At 71.7% G+C, this 17,826-nt stretch carries 17 protein-coding genes and 1 pseudogene; 7 read left to right on the forward strand and 11 right to left on the reverse strand.

The window, feature by feature from the left end:
* Nucleotides 1-4: 4 nt before the first annotated feature.
* Entirely contained in the window at nt 5-1,063 is a 1,059-nt protein-coding gene (locus tag ACP4J3_RS02860; protein WP_426529986.1) for a protein kinase family protein, read from the forward strand.
* Here ACP4J3_RS02860 and ACP4J3_RS02865 read toward each other — a convergent pair.
* The 3 genes from ACP4J3_RS02865 to ACP4J3_RS02875 all read right to left on the reverse strand — a co-directional run bounded on the left by ACP4J3_RS02865 (nt 1,033) and on the right by ACP4J3_RS02875 (nt 3,585).
* Nucleotides 1,033-2,073, reverse strand: a complete 1,041-nt coding sequence (locus ACP4J3_RS02865) for an NUDIX hydrolase (protein WP_426529988.1) — start codon at nt 2,071-2,073, stop codon at nt 1,033-1,035. The two genes, ACP4J3_RS02860 and ACP4J3_RS02865, sit on opposite strands and share 31 nt — an antisense overlap.
* A 144-nt stretch (nt 2,074-2,217) precedes the next feature.
* Nucleotides 2,218-2,550, reverse strand: a complete 333-nt coding sequence (locus ACP4J3_RS02870; RefSeq protein WP_426530383.1) for a hypothetical protein — start codon at nt 2,548-2,550, stop codon at nt 2,218-2,220.
* 30 nt (nt 2,551-2,580) lie between these two features.
* Entirely contained in the window at nt 2,581-3,585 is a 1,005-nt protein-coding gene (locus tag ACP4J3_RS02875; protein ID WP_426529990.1) for a TIGR01777 family oxidoreductase, read from the reverse strand.
* 292 nt (nt 3,586-3,877) lie between these two features.
* Here ACP4J3_RS02875 and ACP4J3_RS02880 point away from each other — a divergent pair.
* Nucleotides 3,878-3,934, forward strand: a pseudogene (locus tag ACP4J3_RS02880) (hypothetical protein); the annotation flags it as partial.
* Nucleotides 3,935-4,231: 297 nt separating this feature from the next.
* Here ACP4J3_RS02880 and ACP4J3_RS02885 read toward each other — a convergent pair.
* Nucleotides 4,232-5,185, reverse strand: a complete 954-nt coding sequence (locus ACP4J3_RS02885) for an ROK family protein (RefSeq protein ID WP_426529992.1) — start codon at nt 5,183-5,185, stop codon at nt 4,232-4,234.
* A 169-nt stretch (nt 5,186-5,354) separates the two neighbouring features.
* Between ACP4J3_RS02885 and ACP4J3_RS02890 the strand changes: the two genes are divergently transcribed.
* Together ACP4J3_RS02890 and ACP4J3_RS02895 are read left to right on the forward strand one after the other, a co-directional pair.
* A complete protein-coding gene (locus ACP4J3_RS02890; protein WP_426529994.1) occupies nt 5,355-6,452 on the forward strand; it encodes a LacI family DNA-binding transcriptional regulator in 1,098 nt (365 codons plus the stop codon).
* 7 nt (nt 6,453-6,459) lie between these two features.
* On the forward strand, nt 6,460-7,212 hold the full coding sequence (locus tag ACP4J3_RS02895; protein WP_426529996.1) for a hypothetical protein: 753 nt from the start codon (nt 6,460-6,462) through the stop codon (nt 7,210-7,212).
* A 2-nt stretch (nt 7,213-7,214) separates the two neighbouring features.
* On the opposite strand, the gene ACP4J3_RS02900 is transcribed toward ACP4J3_RS02895, so the two are convergent.
* Together ACP4J3_RS02900 and ACP4J3_RS02905 are read right to left on the reverse strand one after the other, a co-directional pair.
* Entirely contained in the window at nt 7,215-9,563 is a 2,349-nt protein-coding gene (locus ACP4J3_RS02900; RefSeq protein ID WP_426529998.1) for a protein kinase domain-containing protein, read from the reverse strand.
* 94 nt (nt 9,564-9,657) lie between these two features.
* Nucleotides 9,658-10,962, reverse strand: a complete 1,305-nt coding sequence (locus ACP4J3_RS02905) for a DUF6986 family protein (protein ID WP_426530000.1) — start codon at nt 10,960-10,962, stop codon at nt 9,658-9,660.
* A 204-nt stretch (nt 10,963-11,166) separates the two neighbouring features.
* On the opposite strand from ACP4J3_RS02905, the gene ACP4J3_RS02910 reads away from it, so the two are divergent.
* A complete protein-coding gene (locus tag ACP4J3_RS02910) occupies nt 11,167-12,075 on the forward strand; it encodes an endonuclease/exonuclease/phosphatase family protein (protein WP_426530002.1) in 909 nt (302 codons plus the stop codon).
* Nucleotides 12,076-12,134: 59 nt separating this feature from the next.
* On the opposite strand, the gene ACP4J3_RS02915 is transcribed toward ACP4J3_RS02910, so the two are convergent.
* The 4 genes from ACP4J3_RS02915 to ACP4J3_RS02930 all read right to left on the reverse strand — a co-directional run bounded on the left by ACP4J3_RS02915 (nt 12,135) and on the right by ACP4J3_RS02930 (nt 15,311).
* Nucleotides 12,135-13,097, reverse strand: coding sequence for an electron transfer flavoprotein subunit alpha/FixB family protein (locus ACP4J3_RS02915; RefSeq protein WP_426530004.1), 963 nt, complete (start codon nt 13,095-13,097; stop codon nt 12,135-12,137).
* A 51-nt stretch (nt 13,098-13,148) separates the two neighbouring features.
* A complete protein-coding gene (locus ACP4J3_RS02920; RefSeq protein ID WP_426530006.1) occupies nt 13,149-13,937 on the reverse strand; it encodes an electron transfer flavoprotein subunit beta/FixA family protein in 789 nt (262 codons plus the stop codon).
* A gap of 242 nt (nt 13,938-14,179) precedes the next feature.
* The gene (locus tag ACP4J3_RS02925; protein WP_426530008.1) at nt 14,180-14,689 is read right to left on the reverse strand and encodes a flavin reductase family protein; all 510 of its coding nucleotides are present in this window, start codon (nt 14,687-14,689) and stop codon (nt 14,180-14,182) included.
* Nucleotides 14,690-14,897: 208 nt separating this feature from the next.
* Nucleotides 14,898-15,311: a thioredoxin family protein gene (locus ACP4J3_RS02930; RefSeq protein ID WP_426530010.1), complete on the reverse strand. Its 414-nt coding sequence runs from the start codon at nt 15,309-15,311 to the stop codon at nt 14,898-14,900.
* 77 nt (nt 15,312-15,388) lie between these two features.
* Here ACP4J3_RS02930 and ACP4J3_RS02935 point away from each other — a divergent pair, with 77 nt between their 5' ends.
* Nucleotides 15,389-15,805, forward strand: coding sequence for a DUF4395 domain-containing protein (locus ACP4J3_RS02935; protein WP_426530012.1), 417 nt, complete (start codon nt 15,389-15,391; stop codon nt 15,803-15,805).
* Between the two features lie 188 nt (nt 15,806-15,993).
* On the forward strand, nt 15,994-16,722 hold the full coding sequence (locus ACP4J3_RS02940) for a lysophospholipid acyltransferase family protein (RefSeq protein WP_426530014.1): 729 nt from the start codon (nt 15,994-15,996) through the stop codon (nt 16,720-16,722).
* Nucleotides 16,723-16,770: 48 nt separating this feature from the next.
* Here the strand turns inward: ACP4J3_RS02940 and ACP4J3_RS02945 are convergent, their stop codons facing one another.
* Entirely contained in the window at nt 16,771-17,661 is an 891-nt protein-coding gene (locus ACP4J3_RS02945; RefSeq protein ID WP_426530016.1) for an SDR family oxidoreductase, read from the reverse strand.
* Nucleotides 17,662-17,826: the final 165 nt, after the last annotated feature.

Genomic DNA, 17,826 nt, shown 5'->3' on the forward strand with positions numbered 1-17,826 from the left:
AACCATGCCCCACACCTCGCGCCTCGCCGCCCACACGGACATCGCCACGTCCCTCGCCCTGTGCTCCGACCACGAACTCGCGGCGCTGGTGGCGTCGGGCAGGCCGCTCGGCAGCGGGATCGGCGGCCGTTCGACACTGGTCGAGGTGGACGGCAGACGGGTCTTCGTGAAGCGGGTGCCGCTCACCGATGTCGAGCGGCACCCGGAAAATCGTCGCTCCACGGCCAACCTGTTCGGCATGCCGCCGTACTGCCACTACGGCATCGGCAGCGTCCCCAGCCCGGGCCTCGGCGCCTGGCGGGAACTCGCCGTGCACGAGATGACCACCAACTGGGTGCTGGCGGACGCGTTCTCGGGCTTTCCGCTGCTGCACCACTGGCGGGTCCTGCCCGAGTCCGAGCACCACTTCCCGGCCGAACTGGCGGATGTGGAAGGGGCAGTGGAGTACTGGGGCGGCGAGCCCGGGCCCCGCCGGCGGATCGAGGCCCTGCGGACGGCTTCCGCGAGCGTCGCGCTGTTCCTGGAGTACGTCCCGCAGACCCTGCACGACTGGCTGCGCGCCCGGCTCGCGGCCGGCGACGCGGAGGGCCCCTGCCGGCTGGTGGAGCAGGGGCTGGCGGCCGTCACGTCCTTTCTGTACGCGCGCGAACTGCTGCACATGGACGCGCACTTCGGGAACATCCTCACCGACGGCCGCCGTCTCTACCTCTCCGACTTCGGTCTCGCCCTCTCCTCACGTTTCCGCCTCACGCCACCCGAGCGCGAGTTCTTCGACCGGCACCGTGACTACGACCGGGGCTACACCTCCCTGTACCTGGTCCTCTGGCTCGTCACCGAGTTGTACGGCCACCGCGGCGAGGAACGGTCCGCCTTCATCCGCGCGTGCGCCGACGGCGCCCGGCCCGAGGGCATCCCGCAGGCCGCCGCCGCGGTGATCGCCCGGCACGCGCGGACGGCCGCTGCGATGGACGCGTTCAGCAGGAGGTTCCAGGAGGAGAGCAGGCTGACGCCGCTGCCGTACGACGTCCTGGGTCACGGCGCCGGAACGCCCGCCTCCAGGTAGAGCGCCGCCCCGCGTTCCCGCGCCCGCAGCGCCCAGCGCAGCCGCTCGTAGCGCACCGGCGGCAGCAGTTCCGCGGCCTCCTCCTCGGTGACGAAGCGCCAGTCGCGCAGCTCGGGTCCGGGCAGCAGGAGGCGTTCGGCCTCGCCGGAGTCGAGCCGGCCGCCGTCGAAGAGGAGGCGCAGTCCGCCGTAGCCCGGGGGCGAGGGCCGCTCCCAGTCGACGACCAGGAGGCTCGGCACGTCGTCGAGCCGTATCCCCGTCTCCTCGGCGACCTCGCGCATGCCCGCGCGCGCGGGCGCCTCGCCGGGTTCGACGACGCCGCCGGGGAACTCCCAGCCGGCCTTGTACGTGGGGTCGACGAGCAGCACCCGGTCCTCCTCGTCGAAGAGCAGCACGCCCGCGGCCAGGGTCTCGGCGGTGGGCTCGGGCGTCTGCACGATGTCGCAGACGGACACGGCACCGCTGCCGACGGCCTCGGCGATCCGTACGGCGGTCTCGTACGGCGTCATGCCACTGTTGTCGACGGGGTAGGCGTCGGCGGTGAGCCAGGCGGCGAGCGCGGCGCGGTACGGCTCTATGTGGTCGTACGCCCACTGCCGGACACGCATCTCGCCGTCAGGCAGGTCGGGCGGGATCTCCCGCCCGGCTATTCGCTCGCGCAGGATCGTTTCCGCCGGGGCGAGGAGCAGATGATGGACGGTGATGCGGCGGGCGGCGAGGCCGCCGAAGATCTCGTCGCGGTACTCCTGGCGCAGCAGGGTCATCGGGACCACGAGGGTCCCGCCGAGCTCGGCGTACAGCGCGGCCGCCGTGTCGATCACGAGACGTCGCCAGATCGGCAGGTCCTGGAAGTCGCCGACCTCCGTGAGGTGTTTGGGCGGGAGCAGGTGGGTGAGTGCTCCGCCAATGACCTCGGGGTCGAAGAGCGTGCTGTTCGGGATCAGCTCGATCAGTTCCCGTGCGGTGGTGGTCTTCCCCGCACCGAACGCACCGTTGATCCAAACGATCACGTTTCCCCCTCTTCTGTTGGCCCCCTGTGGCTTGCCCGCTCCACCCTGCCACGGAAACCAGCTCCCGTAGAGGGCGCATGACGACGGCGCCGCCCTCCGCTCCGCTGCGGGGTACGGCGCCGTGTGCTCGGCTCGGCGGGCTCGTCAGCCCTTCTTCTTCCCCTGCTTTCCGTGCGGGGCGTCGTTCACTGCCCGGTCCGTTTCGCGGTTGATCGCCCCGCCGAAGGTGTCCAGCGCCTGGTTCACGTTGATCCCGGCGAGCTTGGTCGGAGCGGTCGTGCCCAGGCCGGCGAGCTTGTTCTTGCCGCTCATGTCCAGGCCGGCGGCCTTGATCTGACCACCGGTGCCGGGCAGCCCGGCCGACGGGGACCCGGTGCCGGAGTTTCCGGAGGGCTCGGCCGAGTGGGACGGGGTGACCGCCGCGACGACGAATCCGGTGGCCAGGGAGGCGATGGCGAGCATGCTGCGCTTCTTCATGGCCGGTTCAACTGTGAAACGGCCCCGGGGTCACGCCCCACCCCCGGACGAACCGGACAAGGACGCAACCTCCGCCCCGATCCGCCCCCGTGCGCGCCGACCCCGACGCCGCCGTACGAGATCGCGGGCCGCCTCCGGCCAGCGGGCGTACGCGAAGTCGAAGCCTTCGTCGAGCAGGCGCCCGGGGACGACCCGTCGGCTCTTCAGCAGCAGTTCGGTGTCCGAGCGCAGCGCGAACGCGCCGATCTCGGCCATCCACTTCGTCGCGGGCAGGCCCACGGGGACGCCCCACGCGGAGCGCAGGTCCCGCATGAAGGCGCGCTGGGGCAGGGGTTCCGGGGCGGCCAGGTTCACCGGCCCGCGCAGATCGTCCCGCCCGATCAGGAACTCGACCGCGCGGACGAAGTCCTGGTCGTGGATCCACGAGACGTACTGTCCGCCGCCCGCCACGGGGCCGCCGAGGCCCAGCCGCGCCAGCCCCAGCAGGACGTCGAACACGCCGCCGCGATCGGGGCTCATCACCATGGCGGAGCGCAGCGCGACCTTGCGGGTGTGCGGCGTGTCGGCCACCTCCTGGGCCCGCTCCCAGGACCTGGCGATCTCGACGCTGTAGGACCAGTAGCCCGGCACATCGGGCTCGCTGCCGCCGACGATGCCGGTCGCCTCGTCGTTGGGGGCGTCGAAGCGGTGGGCGTAGAGGGTGGCCGTGCTCATCTGCAGCCAGACCCGGGGCGGCCGGGCTGCGCCGGCGATCGCCTCACCCACGACCTCGGTGGAGCGCACCCGCGAATCCATCATGGCCCGCAGGTTGTCCGGGGTGTAACGGCAGCTCACGCTGCGCCCTGCCAGGTTGATCACGACGTCGCTGCCGTCGATCTCCTCGGCCCACGGGCCCCACGACTCACCGTCCCACCGGACCTCACCGTCGCGCGTGGGCCGCCTGGTCAGGACGACGACCTCATGGCCCGCGCGGCTCAGCGCGCGGTTCAGGATCGTGCCCACCTGCCCGGTTCCTCCGGGAATCACTATCTTCATCGGCTCCCCCTCGGGTGTGGGAACGAGCCTAGCGCAGTTTCTTGAACGTGTTCAAAAGCAGGTCGTGGTGTCGTGCGTCACGTCACCTTCCAGGGACAGACCACTTCTGGCCGGAGCGCTCACCGCGGGCCTGCTGTGCGCCACGGAGTCGCCACCCCCCGCGGCGCCCGTCGCACCCGCTCTGGACGACGGCCTCGAGCGTCGGCGGCGCGTGCGAGACGGCCACTGCGCAGGTCGGGCTCGACGCCGAGGAGGGCGCGTGGCCGCTTCGACCGGGGTCCTCAGCAATGCGATGGCGGCCCGGCCGATCGCGGCGGATGTGAGCGGGGTGCGGGTCGTCCGGCTCGTTGTCACTGATGGCGGCGACGGCATCACCTCGGACCACGGGGACTGGGCGGAGGCTCGGTTGGGTATGCCTGCGGCGGCCTGTGCGGGTTCGGTGGGGGCGGGCGTTGCGCACTGCTCGCCGTCGGGGGTCGGGGCCGCGCCGGGGTGTCCGTCCTCGGTCGGGCGGTTGCCGTCGGGCGGGGGGGTGACGTCTTTTGACGCCCGCCGCTGCGGGCGGACACCCCCCGGCACGTCCCCTGCTCGCCGTTGCGCCGGTGCGGCGCCGCGGGACTCTAGCCTGCGAGTGAACGTTCCGGCGTCACACCCTTGCCGCTGTCGGGTCCGCCTTCCGTGTGAGGGCGGCGGCCGCGGCTCCGACCAGGCCCGCGTCCGTTCCCATCTGGGCCGGCGTGATCTTCAGGCGCTGCACGAAGGACAGGGTGGCGTAGTCGGTCAGCGCCTTGCGGAGCGGCGTGAAGAGGACGTCGCCCGCCTTGCCCACGCCCCCGCCGATCACGGCGATGTCGATCTCGACCAGGGTCGCGGTGGCCGCGATCCCGGCGGCCAGGGCCTGGGCGGCGCGCTCGAAGGAGGCCACGGCGACCGGGTCGCCGTCGCGTGCGGCGGTGGCCACCGCGGCGGCGGAGGTGTCGCCGTCCGGGCCGGGCCGCCAGCCGTTCTCGAGCGCCCGCCGGGCGATGTTGGGGCCGCTTGCGATGCGCTCCACGCAGCCGCGCGAACCGCACGGGCACTCGTCGCCCTCCAGGTCGACGCTGATGTGGCCGATGTGGCCCGCGTTACCGGTGGGGCCGGGGTGCAGGCGGCCGTTCAGGACCAGGCCACCGCCGACGCCCGTGGAGACGACCATGCAGAGTGCGTTGTCGTGGCCCCGGGCCGCTCCCTGCCAGTGTTCGGCCGCCGTGATGGCGACTCCGTCGCCGATCAGTTCGACGGGCAGCCCGCCGGCCGCCTCCCGGACTCGCCGGACCAGCGGATAGTCACGCCAGCCGGGCACGTTCACCGGGCTCACGGTGCCCGCCGAGGCGTCCACCGGGCCCGCGCTGCCGATGCCGAGGGCCGTGGCGTGTTCCCACAGGGGCGATGCGGTCAGTTCGCCGACCACCTCCTCTACGGCCCGCATCACCGTCTCGCCGTCCTTCTGTGCGGGCGTCGAGCGCTGCGCTCGGACGACGATCTGGCCGTGGCCGTCCACCAGCGCTCCGGCGATCTTGGTGCCGCCGATGTCGAGCGCAGCCACGAGGTCGGTGTGCATCAGTGTCAGTTCTCCCCGTCAACCATTGGGATCTCCCCGTACGAGCACGGGTATTGGCGAGCCGGTCTCGCGGTGGGGGCGCAGGCCGGAGAATGCGGTGGACAGTGTCTCCCGGATCTGACAACGTTGTCCAGGCTCTATGCTCGACGCCACATCCTCATACAAACCCATGGACCGACGCATCCCCGTGGACGACAACAGGACAGGACAGCGCATCGTGCCCGAGACCATTCGCCGATCCGACCGCGCTCCCGACAACCGCTACGGCAACCGTCCGACCATGAAGGACGTCGCGGCACGGGCCGGAGTCGGTCTGAAAACCGTCTCGCGCGTGGTCAACGGTGAGCCCGGTGTCACCCCGGAGACGGAGCGCCGCGTCCAGGAGGCCATCGAGGCGTTGGGCTTCCGCCGCAACGACAGCGCGCGGGTGCTGCGCAAGGGCCGTACGGCCAGCATCGGCCTGGTCCTGGAGGATCTCGCGGACCCTTTCTACGGCCCGCTCAGCCGGGCGGTGGAGGAGGTCGCCCGGGCGCACGGCGCCCTGCTCATCAACGGCTCCAGCGCCGAGGACCCGGACCGCGAGCAGGAGCTGGCGCTGGCGCTGTGCGCGCGGCGGGTGGACGGGCTGGTGGTCATTCCGGCCGGTGACGACCACCGCTACCTGGAGCCCGAGCTCAAGGCGGGCGTCGCCACCGTCTTCGTCGACCGCCCGGCCGGGAAGATCGACGCCGACTGCGTCCTGTCCGACAACCACGGCGGCGCCCGCGACGGCGTCGCCCACCTCATCGCGCACGGCCACCGCCGGATCGGGTTCATCGGCGACATGCCCCGCATCCACACGGCCGCCGAGCGGCTGCGCGGCTACCGGGCCGCCATGGAGGACGCGGGGATACCGGTGGCGGACTCCTGGATGTCCCTGGGCGTCACCGATCCGGAGCGGGTGCGCCGGGCGGCCGAGGAGATGCTCACCGGTCCCTCCCCCGTCACCGCGATCTTCGCGGGCAACAACCGTGTGACGGTCACCGTGATCCGGGTCCTCGCCGAGCAGACCCGCCGCGTCGCCCTCGTCGGCTTCGACGACATCGAACTCGCCGATCTGCTGCAGCCGGGCGTCACCGTCGTCGCCCAGGACGCCGCGGCCCTCGGCCGTACCGCCGCCGAGCGCCTGTTCCGCCAGCTCGACGGCACCCTGATCACCTCCGAGCGCATCGAGCTGCCGACGCGACTGATCACCCGCGGCTCGGGCGAGCTGCCGCCGGAGAACTGAGCCGCCCATGAGCGACCGCAGCCTTCAGGCGCTTGGCCTGGCCGAGGCGCCGCGCGATCATCCGCTGCTCTACCCGGGCGCCTGGCCGTCGGACTCCGGGCTTCTCGACGGCGACCGGCTGCTGCCGCTGGACCGCCTGGTGTACGACGACCGCGTGCCCGTCCTCGCGGTCGGCTCCAACGCCTGCCCCGGCCAACTGCGGTGCAAGATGGACGCGTTCGGCGTCGCCTCGCCGCTGCCGATGGTCAAGACACGGGTGACGGGCCTGGAGGTCGGCGTCTCCGCGCATGTGAGCCGCATGGGCTATGTGTCGGCGTCGCCGTTCCACGCGCCGGGCCACGCACGGGAGTTGTTCCTCACCTGGCTCGACGACGAGCAGCTCGAGGTGATCGACGCGAGCGAGGGGGTGCCGCTGCCGGACGGCCACTACGGCCGTGCCTGGCTGCCGGCGTCCGAGGTGCGGATCGAGCTGGCGGACGGCACCACGCTTCCCGGCGCCTTCGCGTACGTCAACCGCCATGGCGTCCTGCGCGACGGCGCCGGAGCGCCGCGCACCCATCCCGGACAGCGTCCGCTGCTCACCGAACTCCTGGTGGGCTCGGCCCGGTTGAGGGAGCTGTTCGGTGTCACCCCCGAGGAGTTCTGCGCGCGGGCGCGGGCCGACGCGGAGCTGTGCGAGCGGGGCACTTCGCTGTTCGCTCGGGAGAAGCTGGTGACCGTCTCCGGGCTGGAGGGATACCTCCGGGCCGAGCGGCCCTGAGGTCAGCAGACCGGGAGTCCGGGCACCGGCTCGTCGTTGTCGCCGCCCTCGATGTAGACGTCGCTGACGTAGACGTTGGTGTTGCCACTGTCGTCGTCGGTCCTGGCCCACCAGACGTTGGTCCACTCGCCGTAGGTCTCGCGGCGGCCCAGGTTCTGCTGGCAGTAGAAGTAGTTGGTGCCCGCTTTGAGGACGCCGACCTCGGTGCCGGAGGCGGTGTAGGACTTGGCGGTCCGCCAGACCTGGCAGTTGTACTTGCCGCCGCCGATGGAGTGGCAGGACGGGGTCGGTGTGCTGTCGCCGCCACCCGTGGTTCCGCCGCCGCCCGTCGTGCCCGAGCCGCCGGAGGTGCCGCCACCGCCCGTGGTGCCGCCGTCACCGGAACCGCCGCCCGTGGTGCCCCCGGTGGTGCCGCCCTCGCCGGAGGTCTTGGTCGGGGCCGAGGTGGTGGGCCGGTCCGTGGGATCGCTCTGCGCGCCGCGGCTCGGGGACTTGGTCGCGTCGGGGGACTTCTCGTCGTCCTTCTCGGTCGGGCCGGACTCGTTGGAGCGGTCGGCGTCGGGACTACCGTCCGCCGCGGCGGACGTGCCCCGCGAGGTGGAGGAGGACACGTCCTGCGCCCCGGTCTTGGCGTCGCCCTTGTTGTTCACCACGGCGACGGTGACCCCGGCCGCCGCGAGGACGACGATGACGGCCACGGCGGCGAGCAGGGCGCGGCCCTTGCGCCGGGAGGGCGTACCGGAGGAGGTGGCCATGGGGCCGGTGGCGTCCCGGTCGTGCGGCGGGGCGGGCGTGCCGAAGCCGTGCTGGTGCGGTCCGGCCGGGCCCTGGGTGCTGCCGTACGGCGACATGGGCGGTTGGCCGGGGGTGGCGGCCTGGCCGGGATGACCGGGGGTGGCGGCCTCGCCGGGATGACCGGGGGTGGCGGCCTCGCCGGGATAGCCGGGGGTGGCGGCCTCGCCGGGATGGCCAGGGTCGGCGGCTTGGCCGGGATGGCCGACAGCGCCGAACCCCTGGGCCGGCGCCGTGCCTGGGCCGGGAGTGACGGGTCCCTGTCCCGGAGCGCCGTGTCCCTGCCCCGGAGCGCCCGGCCCCTGCCCCGGAGCGCCGGGCCCCTGCGCTGCCGATGGCGCGACCCCGAAGCGCGGTGCCCCAGGGAGGTCGGACGCGGGCACGCCCTGCACCGGAGTGTCGCCGCCCGGGGACACCTGACCCCCGGACGCCGCCGGACCGGGCTGCCCCTCGTGCCCCACCCATGCCGCAGACCCGAAACCCGCCGCCCCCGGGAGGCCGGGCCCGGACGACACACCCTGCACCGGAGTGTCGCCACCCGGGGACGCCTGCCCCTCGGACGCCGCCGGGCCGGGCTGGCCCTCGTGGCTCGCCGGTGCCGTGGGGACGGAGGCGGGCGGCACCGAGGGGACGCTGCGTTCGGTGTCCCCGGGGCCGGAGCGCGCGGGATCGCGGAGTGCGGTCGTCGGTGCGTCCTTGGCACCCGCGTCCGCGACCGCCTGGAGGAGGTCGCGCGCTTCCTCGGGCTCGGGGCGGGACTCGGGCCGCTTGTCCATCAGGCGCTGGAGGACGGGGCCGAGCGGTCCGGCGTTGCCGGGCTCGGGCAGTGGCTCGGTGACGATCGCGGTGAGCGTGGAGAAGGTCGACGTACGGCGGAAGGGCGCGGAGCCCTCCACCGCCGCGTAGAGCGTGGCGCCCAGCGCCCAGACGTCCGAGGACGGGCCCGGATCGCCGCCCTGGGCACGCTCGGGGGCCAAGTAGTCCAGGGAACCGACGAGATGGCCGGTGCGGGTCAGGTTGGTGGCCGAGCCGTCGCCGGGGTCCTCCATCGTCGCGATGCCGAAGTCGGTGAGCACGACGCGACCAGAGGGCTCCAGCAGGATGTTGCCGGGCTTGACGTCACGGTGCAGGACACCGGCCCGGTGGGCGGCGGCCAGCGCGTCCATGACCTTCGCGCCGATGCCGGCCGCCTCGCGCGGGCCGATGGTGCCGCGCTCGCGCAACACGGCTTCCAGGGACGGGCCCTCCACCAACTCCATGACGATGAGCGGGCGTCCGTCGACCTCGGCGACGTCGTGCACGGCCACGACGCCCGGATGCCGCACCCTGGCCGCCGCGCGGGCCTCGCGCTGCATTCGCAGCCGCAGATCCGCGAGTTCGGGCCCGTCCGCGTCCGAGTAGGTGCGCAGTTCCTTGACGGCGACCTCACGGCCGAGGACTTCGTCGAGGGCCCGCCAGACCACGCCCATACCGCCGCGTCCGAGCTGGGCCACGACGCGATAGCGCCCGGCCAGCAGCCGGCCGGCCTCGTCCGCCCGTCCGTTCTCCCCCGAAGACACCGCTGCCCCGTTCCTGTGACCCGTCATTGCGTTCGTACAGAGTACGGGGCCGGGGTGACGACACCAGTTGGCGGAGACGGATGTGACCGGCCCGCTACTTGGCAGAGACCGTCAGGTCGCCGCGCCGGGGCGCCGCGAATCCCTCCAGATCCGCACGGGTCAGACCGGTCAGCCGGGCGACCTCGGCGACGTCGAGGGCGCCGCAGTCCAGGCCGCGCAGCAGATAGCCGCTGAGGGCCTTGGCGGTGGCGGGCTCGTCCATGACGTCGCCGCCGGTCCGGCTGACGTACCGGGCGAGGCGGCCCGCCGCCTGCTCGAAGCCCTCGCGGTAGAAGGCGAACACGGCCGCGTACCGGGTCGGGATGTGACCGGGGTGCATGTCCCAGCCCTGGTAGTAGGCGCGGGAGAGCGCCCGTCGTGTGAGGCCGTAGTGCAGTCGCCAGGCGTCGTGGACCTTCTCGGTCGTACCGACCGGCAGGACGTTCGTCGAGCCGTCCGAGACGCGTACGCCGGTGCCCGCGGCGGCGACCTGCATGATCGCCTTGGCGTGGTCGGCGGCCGGGTGGTCGCTGGCCTGGTAGGCGGCGGAGACGCCGAGGCAGGCGCTGTAGTCGAAGGTGCCGTAGTGCAGTCCGGTGGCGCGCCCCTCGGCGGCCTGGATCATGCGGGCGACGGTGGCGGTGCCGTCGGTGCCCAGGATGGACTGGCTGGTCTCGATCTGGATCTCGAAGCCGATCCTGCCGGGCTCGAGGCCGCGCGCCTTCTCGAAGGCCTCCAGTAGCCGGACCATGGCGGTGACCTGCTCGGGGTAGGTCACCTTGGGCAGTGTGAGCACCAGCCCGTCGGGCAGCCCGCCGGACTCCATCAGGCCGGTGAGGAAGATGTCGAGGGTGCGGATGCCTCGGTCGCGTACGGGCGCCTCCATGCACTTCATGCGGATGCCCATGTACGGCGCCGCCGTGCCGTTCTCGTACGCCTCGGCGATCAGCCGTGCCGCACGGGCGGCCGTCTCGTCCTCCTCGGCGTCCGGGCGGGGGCCGTAGCCGTCCTCGAAGTCGACGCGCAGGTCCTCGATGGGCTCGCGCTCCAGCTTGGCGCGCACGCGCGTGTACACGGGCTCGGCGAGTTCGTCGGACAGGCCGAGGACGGCGGCGAAGGAGGCGGCGTCCGGGGCGTGTTCGTCGAGGAGGGTGAGGGCCTTCTCGCCCCAGGTCCGGATGGTGTCGGCGGCGAAGGCGTCGCCGGGGACGTAGACGGTGTGCACGGGCTGGCGGGTGCCGGGGTCGCCGGGGTAGCGGCGCTCCAGCTCGGCGTCGACCGGCGCGAGGGAGGCGCTGATCTCCTCGCTGACGGCGCCCGCGAGGCTCGTCGCCACCTTCTCCTGCTGGCCCTGGCCCATTCCACACCCTCCTGATTTCCACTATGCGGAATCAACAATCCGTAGAATGAAGTTATCCGGGGACTTCCGCCCGGTCAACACCATGTCCACGGGGAGCCACTCCCCCATCTCGCCATGTTCACGCTCATCTCAGGACGCGGTATCACAGTTGCATACGCACGCCTCGCACGACTCGTCCGGCAGTTCCCACCGAAGGAGCCTGAAGTGCCGAACCACAGCCGAGTCACGCGCCGCCTGGGCCTGAAAGCCGCGCTGGCCGCCGCGGTCACCGCGCCCCTCTCCAGTACAGCACTGCCCACGTCCACCGCCGCGGCAGGCGAGCGTCCGCCCCGTGGCCACCTGCGGGTCATGTCCTTCAACCTGCGCTTCGCGAGCACGACGCAGCCCCATAGCTGGGCCGTGCGCAGACCGGTGATGCGCGAGCTGCTGCGCCGCGAGGCCCCGCATGTCATCGGCACCCAGGAGGGGATCTTCTCCCAGCTCCTGGACATCGACTCCGACCTCGGCCCGCGCTACGACTGGGTCGGCACCGGCCGGCTGCACGGCAGCCGCGACGAATCCATGGCGATCTTCTACGACGCCCGGCGCCTGCGCCCGACCGAGTACGACCACTTCTGGCTCTCCGGCACCCCGGCCGTGATCGGCTCCAACACCTGGGGGGCTCGCTTCGCCCGTATGGTCACCTGGGTCCGCTTCCGCGATCTGTCCGACGACGGGCGGGAGTTCTACGCCCTCAACACCCACTTCGACCATGTGAGCCAGTACGCGCGCGAGCGCAGCGCCTCGCTCATCGCCGAGCGGATCGCCGGGTTCGACCGCTCGCTGCCGGTGCTGGTGACCGGCGACTTCAATGTCGCCGCCCACAAGAACGCGGTGTACGACTCGCTGCTCGACGCCGGTCTCGTCGACACCTGGGACACCGCGCGCGAGCGCAGCGCGCTGTACGCGACCTTCCACGGCTACCAGCCGCTGACCCCGGACGGCGACCGCATCGACTGGATCCTGAGCACGCCCGGTGTCACGGCGCACCGGGCGGTGATCAACACGTTCTCCGACGACGGCCAGTTCCCGAGCGACCATCTGCCGGTGCAGGCGTTGCTGACCCTGGGATGACACGAGGCCCCCGTGACCGGCTGCACAGTCGCGGGGGCCTCGCTGTGCCTGCTCGGGGATCAGCCCTTGCGGGTCTTGATCTCCTCGGTCAGGGCCGGGACGACGTCGAAGAGGTCGCCGACCACGCCGTAGTCGACCAGCTCGAAGATCGGGGCCTCGGCGTCCTTGTTGATCGCCACGATCGTCTTCGAGGTCTGCATACCGGCGCGGTGCTGGATCGCGCCCGAGATACCGGAGGCGATGTACAGCTGCGGGGACACGCTCTTGCCGGTCTGGCCGACCTGGTTGGTGTGCGGGTACCAGCCCGCGTCCACCGCGGCACGCGAGGCACCCACGGCCGCGCCCAGGGAGTCGGCCAGCGCCTCGATGATCGCGAAGTTCTCCGCGCCGTTGACGCCACGGCCACCGGAGACCACGATCGCGGCCTCGGTCAGCTCCGGACGCCCGGTCGACTCACGCGGCGTACGGCCGGTGACCTTGGTGCCGGTCGCCTGCGCGGAGAAGGTCACGGACAGCGCCTCGACCGCACCGGCGGCCGGGGCGGCCTCCACGGCCGCGCTGTTCGGCTTGACCGTGATGACCGGGGTGCCCTTGCTGACGCGGGACTTGGTGGTGAAGGACGCGGCGAACACCGACTGGGTGGCCACCGGGCCCTCGTCGCCGGCCTCCAGGTCGACGGCGTCGGTGATGATGCCGGAGCCGATGCGCAGCGCCAGACGCGCGGCGATCTCCTTGCCCTCGGCGGAGGACGGCACCAGGACGGCGGCCGGGGAGACGGCCTCGAAGGCGGCCTGCAGGGCGTCGACCTTGGGGACGACCAGGTAGTCGGCGTACTCGGACGCCTCGTGGGTGAGAACCTTGACCGCGCCGTGCTCGGCGAGGGTGTCGGCGGTGTCGGCGGCGCCGTTTCCGAGGGCGACGGCGACCGGCTCGCCGACGCGGCGGGCCAGGGTCAGCAGCTCCAGGGTGGGCTTGCGGACGGCACCGTCCACGTGGTCGACGTAGACGAGAACTTCAGCCATGGGAATGCTCTCCTGCTTGCGAAACTTGAGGGGCGGTCAGCGAAGTCGAGCTCAGATGAACTTCTGGCTCGCGAGGAACTCAGCGAGCTGCTTGCCGCCCTCGCCCTCGTCCTTGACGATCGTGCCGGCGGTGCGGGCCGGGCGCTCGGCCGCGGCGTCCACGACGGTGTAGGCACCCTCGAGACCGACCTCCTCCGCCTCGATGTCGAGGTCGGACAGCTCCCAGGACTGAACCGGCTTCTTCTTGGCGGCCATGATGCCCTTGAAGGAGGGGTAACGCGCCTCGCCCGACTGGTCGGTGACCGACACGACGGCCGGCAGCGACGCCTCGAGCTGCTCGGAGGCGGCGTCACCGTCCCGGCGGCCCTTGACCGTGCCGTCCTCGACGGAGACCTCGGACAGCAGGGTGACCTGCGGGACGCCCAGGCGCTCGGCCAGCAGCGCCGGTACGACGCCCATGGTGCCGTCGGTGGAGGCCATGCCGGAGATCACCAGGTCGTAGCCGGCCTTCTCCACGGCCTTGGCCAGCACCAGCGAGGTCCCCAAGGCGTCGGTGCCGTGCAGGTCGTCGTCCTCGACGTGGATCGCCTTGTCCGCACCCATGGACAGGGCCTTGCGCAGCGCGTCCTTGGCGTCCTCCGGACCCACCGTCAGCACGGTGATCTCCACGTCGTCGTCGGAGTTCTCCGAGATCTGCAGCGCCTGCTCGACCGCGTACTCGTCGAGCTCGGAGAGCAGACCGTCCACGTCGTCCCGGTCGACGGTCAGGTCATCGGCGAAGTGCCGGTCGCCAGTGGCGTCGGGCACGTACTTCACAGTGACAACGATCCTCAAGCTCACGCCGGCTCTCCTACTGCGTCGACATTTCTCTGCTGCCTACTTGCAGGCAGCATAGGCGCCCCAAGCGGCCGATCCCGTCCGGGGCGACCCGCGCCCCGAGCGAAATATTACTCGTCAGTACACCCAGTTCATCCCCGCTAAGCAAGCGCTTTGAACTGTGACCTTTGCAACGCAGCGTAATCGGAATTCGACGGCTTCGCAGAACCGCGGAACGCCGGTTCGCTCACAGAGGTCCGGTGACCTCAGTCACGCAGGCCGTTGAACCTGCCCTGGTGGTACACGAGCGGCTGTCCGGGACCCGTGGGGTCGCCCAGGACGACCTCGGCCAGCACGATGCGGTGATCGCCCGCCGGTACGCGCCCCACGACCCGGCACACCATCCAGGCCGGGACGTCGTCGAGCAGCGGAACGCCTGCGGGGCCCTCGCGCCAGGCCGTGGGCGGGCCGAAACGGTCGGCGCCGCTGCGGGCGAAGGTGGCGGCCAGCTCCTGTTGGTGCTCGCCGAGTATGTGGACACCGACGTGGTCCGTGGCGGCTATCGCGGGCCAACTGGAGGCACCGGTGCCGATGCCGAAGGAGAGCATCGGGGGCTCGGCGGAGACCGAGGTGAGGGAGGTAGCGGTGAAGCCGACCGGGCCCGTCTCACCGCGGGCCGTGATCACGGCCACTCCGGCGGCATGGCGCCGGAAGACCGAGCGGAGCAGCTCGGGAGAGGCGAGCCGAGGGGTGCCGAGGCCGGAGATGGCCGTCATGGAGTTGTCCTTCTGCGAGGAGAGACGTGGGGATCCGTGGCCGTTCAACAGCTCGGACAGCACGCGCTCGCGGTGCGGGCCAGATCGACGTGGGCCCGACCGTGGAGAAGGAGTTCCTCAGGCATACGGTCAGGCTGACGATAGCTGGTGCACACAGTCAAGTATGTTCCGCGATGTGGGAGATGACTCACCCTCGTGTCACGCCCTCTCAGACCGCTTCCCCCAGGGCGGCGATCACATCCGCCTTGCGCGGCTGACCGGTGGCCCGCCGCACCACGTTGCCGCCGGCGTCGAGGACCAGCACGGTCGGGGTCTTGAGAATGTCGAGCCGGCGGACCAGGTCCAGGTGGTCCTCGGCGTCGATCTCGACATGGGTCACGCCCGGGACCATGCCGGCCACCTCGCCGAGCACCCGCCGGGTGGCCCGGCAGGGCGCGCAGAAGGCGCTGGAGAACTGCACGAGGGTGGCGCGCTCGCCGAGTTCGGTGCCCAACTCGGCCGCCCCGAGCCGCTTTCCGTCGTCGCGCCCGCGCACCCTTACTCTCCCGCTCCGCCGCCGATGCAGCACTCCGTAGGCGCTCGCCGCCGCGAGCACCGCCACGCACACCACAAGTCCGGTCATCACCCTGCTCAAGCGTTCACGGGACCGCAATGATTCCCGGCTCCCCCAAAGCCTTTCCCATGCGGAATGCTTGATTCATGGACATCGATGTGAGAGGGCCGCGCTTCGGGGCGGCCGTCACGACCGTGGTGCTCGCGGTCGTTCTGGTCACCGGCAGCGCCTGGCTGCTGGCCTGGCAGACGCTGGCGTTCGCGCTGGGCGCGGCGGGCGGGGTGGCCCGTTCGCCGTACGGCTGGCTGTTCCGCAGGGCCGTGCGGCCGCGGATCGGGCCGCCGACGCAGTTCGAGGCGCCGCAGCCGCCGCGGTTCGCCCAGGCGGTGGGGCTGGTCTTCGCGGGCGTCGGACTGATCGGGTACACGCTCGGGCCGGACTGGCTGGGTCTGGCCGCGACCGGGGCGGCGCTCGCGGCGGCGTTCCTGAACGCCGTCTTCGGCTACTGCCTGGGGTGCGAGATGTACCTGCTGGCACGGCGGTTCACGGCCGCCGCCGGGTAAAGGCGCCGCCAAAATCCGAGGTGGATCAAGGGGTGGACGTGACGAGGATCTCGCCGTTCCCAGGCACTTGGGCTTGGCCCTCGGCCGTTCTTGGGGCACGATCTGCGACAAGCCGTAAACCTACGGCTGCGTAACTTTCCCACTGGGAGCTTCCTTCCCAGGCAGAGAAGGAAGGGTCCACCCCGTCCATGGCAGAGCTTGTCTACCGTCCCGTCGTCGGTTTCGCCCAGACACTGTTCAAGGTGTGGGACCTCAAGATCGACTGCAAGGGGTCGGAGAACATTCCGCGCTCGGGCGGCGCCGTGCTGGTGAGCAACCACATCAGCTATCTGGACTTCGTCTTCAACGGGCTGGCGGCGCTCCCGCAGAAGCGTCTGGTGCGCTTCATGGCGAAGGAGTCCGTGTTCCGGCACAAGATCTCCGGCCCGCTGATGCGCGGTATGAAGCACATCCCGGTGGACCGCAAGCAGGGTGAGGCGGCGTACGCCCACGCGCTGGACTCGCTGAAGTCCGGCGAGATCGTCGGGGTCTTCCCGGAGGCCACGATCTCGCAGTCGTTCACGCTGAAGAGCTTCAAGTCGGGCGCCGCCCGGCTGGCCCAGGAGGCGGGCGTACCGCTGATCCCGATGGCGGTGTGGGGCACCCAGCGGCTGTGGACCAAAGGCCACCCGCGCAACTTCAAGCGCAGCCACATCCCGATCACCATCCGGGTCGGCGAGGCGCTCGAGGCCTCCAAGGACAAGTACGCGGGCGCGATCACCCGCCAGCTCCGCGAGCGCGTCCAGGAACTCCTGGAGGCCGCCCAGCGCGCCTACCCCGTGCGCCCCAAGGACGCGAACGACACCTGGTGGATGCCGGCCCACCTCGGCGGTACGGCGCCGACGCCGGAGCAGGTCCGTGAGGCCGACGCACGCTGAGTGCGGAACCTGCCGGCGTCGGTCGAACGCCGGCAGCGCATGCCGGGGTCAGTTGAAGTAGTGGCCTGCTTCGAGGTCCGCCAGGAGCCCCTGCTGCACGGGCTGCCAGCCCAGTAGTTCGCGGGTCAGCGCGCTGGAGGCCGGCGTGTCCGCCGCGAAGAACGTGCCGAGCCAGCCGAAGTGGCCCGCCGCCTCCTCGCGCGGGATCGAGGTCACCGGAAGGCTCAGGTGCCGCCCGATGACCTCGGCGATGTCGCGCACCGGGACACCCTCGTCGTCGATGCCGTGCAGCCTGCTGCCGGCGGGAGCCTTCTCCAGGGCCATGCGGAAGAGGCGGGCGGCATCGAAGCGGTGCACGGCGGGCCAGCGGTTGGAGCCGTCGCCCGGGTAGGCGGAGACGCCCTTCTCACGGGCGATCTCCACCAGGTGCGGGACGAAGCCGTGGTCACCCTCTCCGTGCACCGACGGCGGGAGCCGCACCACCGAGACCCGTACGCCCCGCTCGGTGAACTCCAAGGCCGTCTGTTCCGACTTGCGGGGCACCGCGTGCGCTCCCGGGTCGACCACGTCCTCCTCCGTGGCGGGGCGACCCGAGGCCAGAGACATGGTGCCGGCGGTGACGGCCAGGGGGCGGTCGCTGCCGGCGAGCGCCTCACCCATCGCCTCGATGGCCCGCTGGTCGGCCCGTGCGGCGGCCGGATAGTTCGAGAAGTCGTGGATGAACGCCAGATGGGCGACGCCGTCCACCGCGCCGGCCGCCTCTCGCAGGCCGTCGAGGTCGTCGAGGTCGCCCCGGTGCACCTCCGCCCCGACCTCCTTAAGCGCCGCGGCGGAACGGTCCGAGCGGGCGAGGCCGAGGACCTGGTGCCCCGCTTCCAGCAGGTCGCGGACGACGGCGGACCCGATGAATCCGGTCGCGCCGGTGACGAAGACACGCACAGGAGAACACTCCTTCAGCAAGGGAAGTCACCAGGCCCGGACGTTTCCGGGCCGGTGGCTCCACCCTGCGAGCACAAGGCGCCGCGGGTCCAAGTCCCGTTTCGCAGCGGGCCATACGTTTCAGGCATCACCGCAGCCCAACGGGCGGTGATGAGGCGTACGTTG

Origin of the sequence: Streptomyces sp. UG1, assembly GCF_049974585.1 — a bacterium.
Taxonomy (GTDB): Bacteria; Actinomycetota; Actinomycetes; order Streptomycetales; family Streptomycetaceae; genus Streptomyces.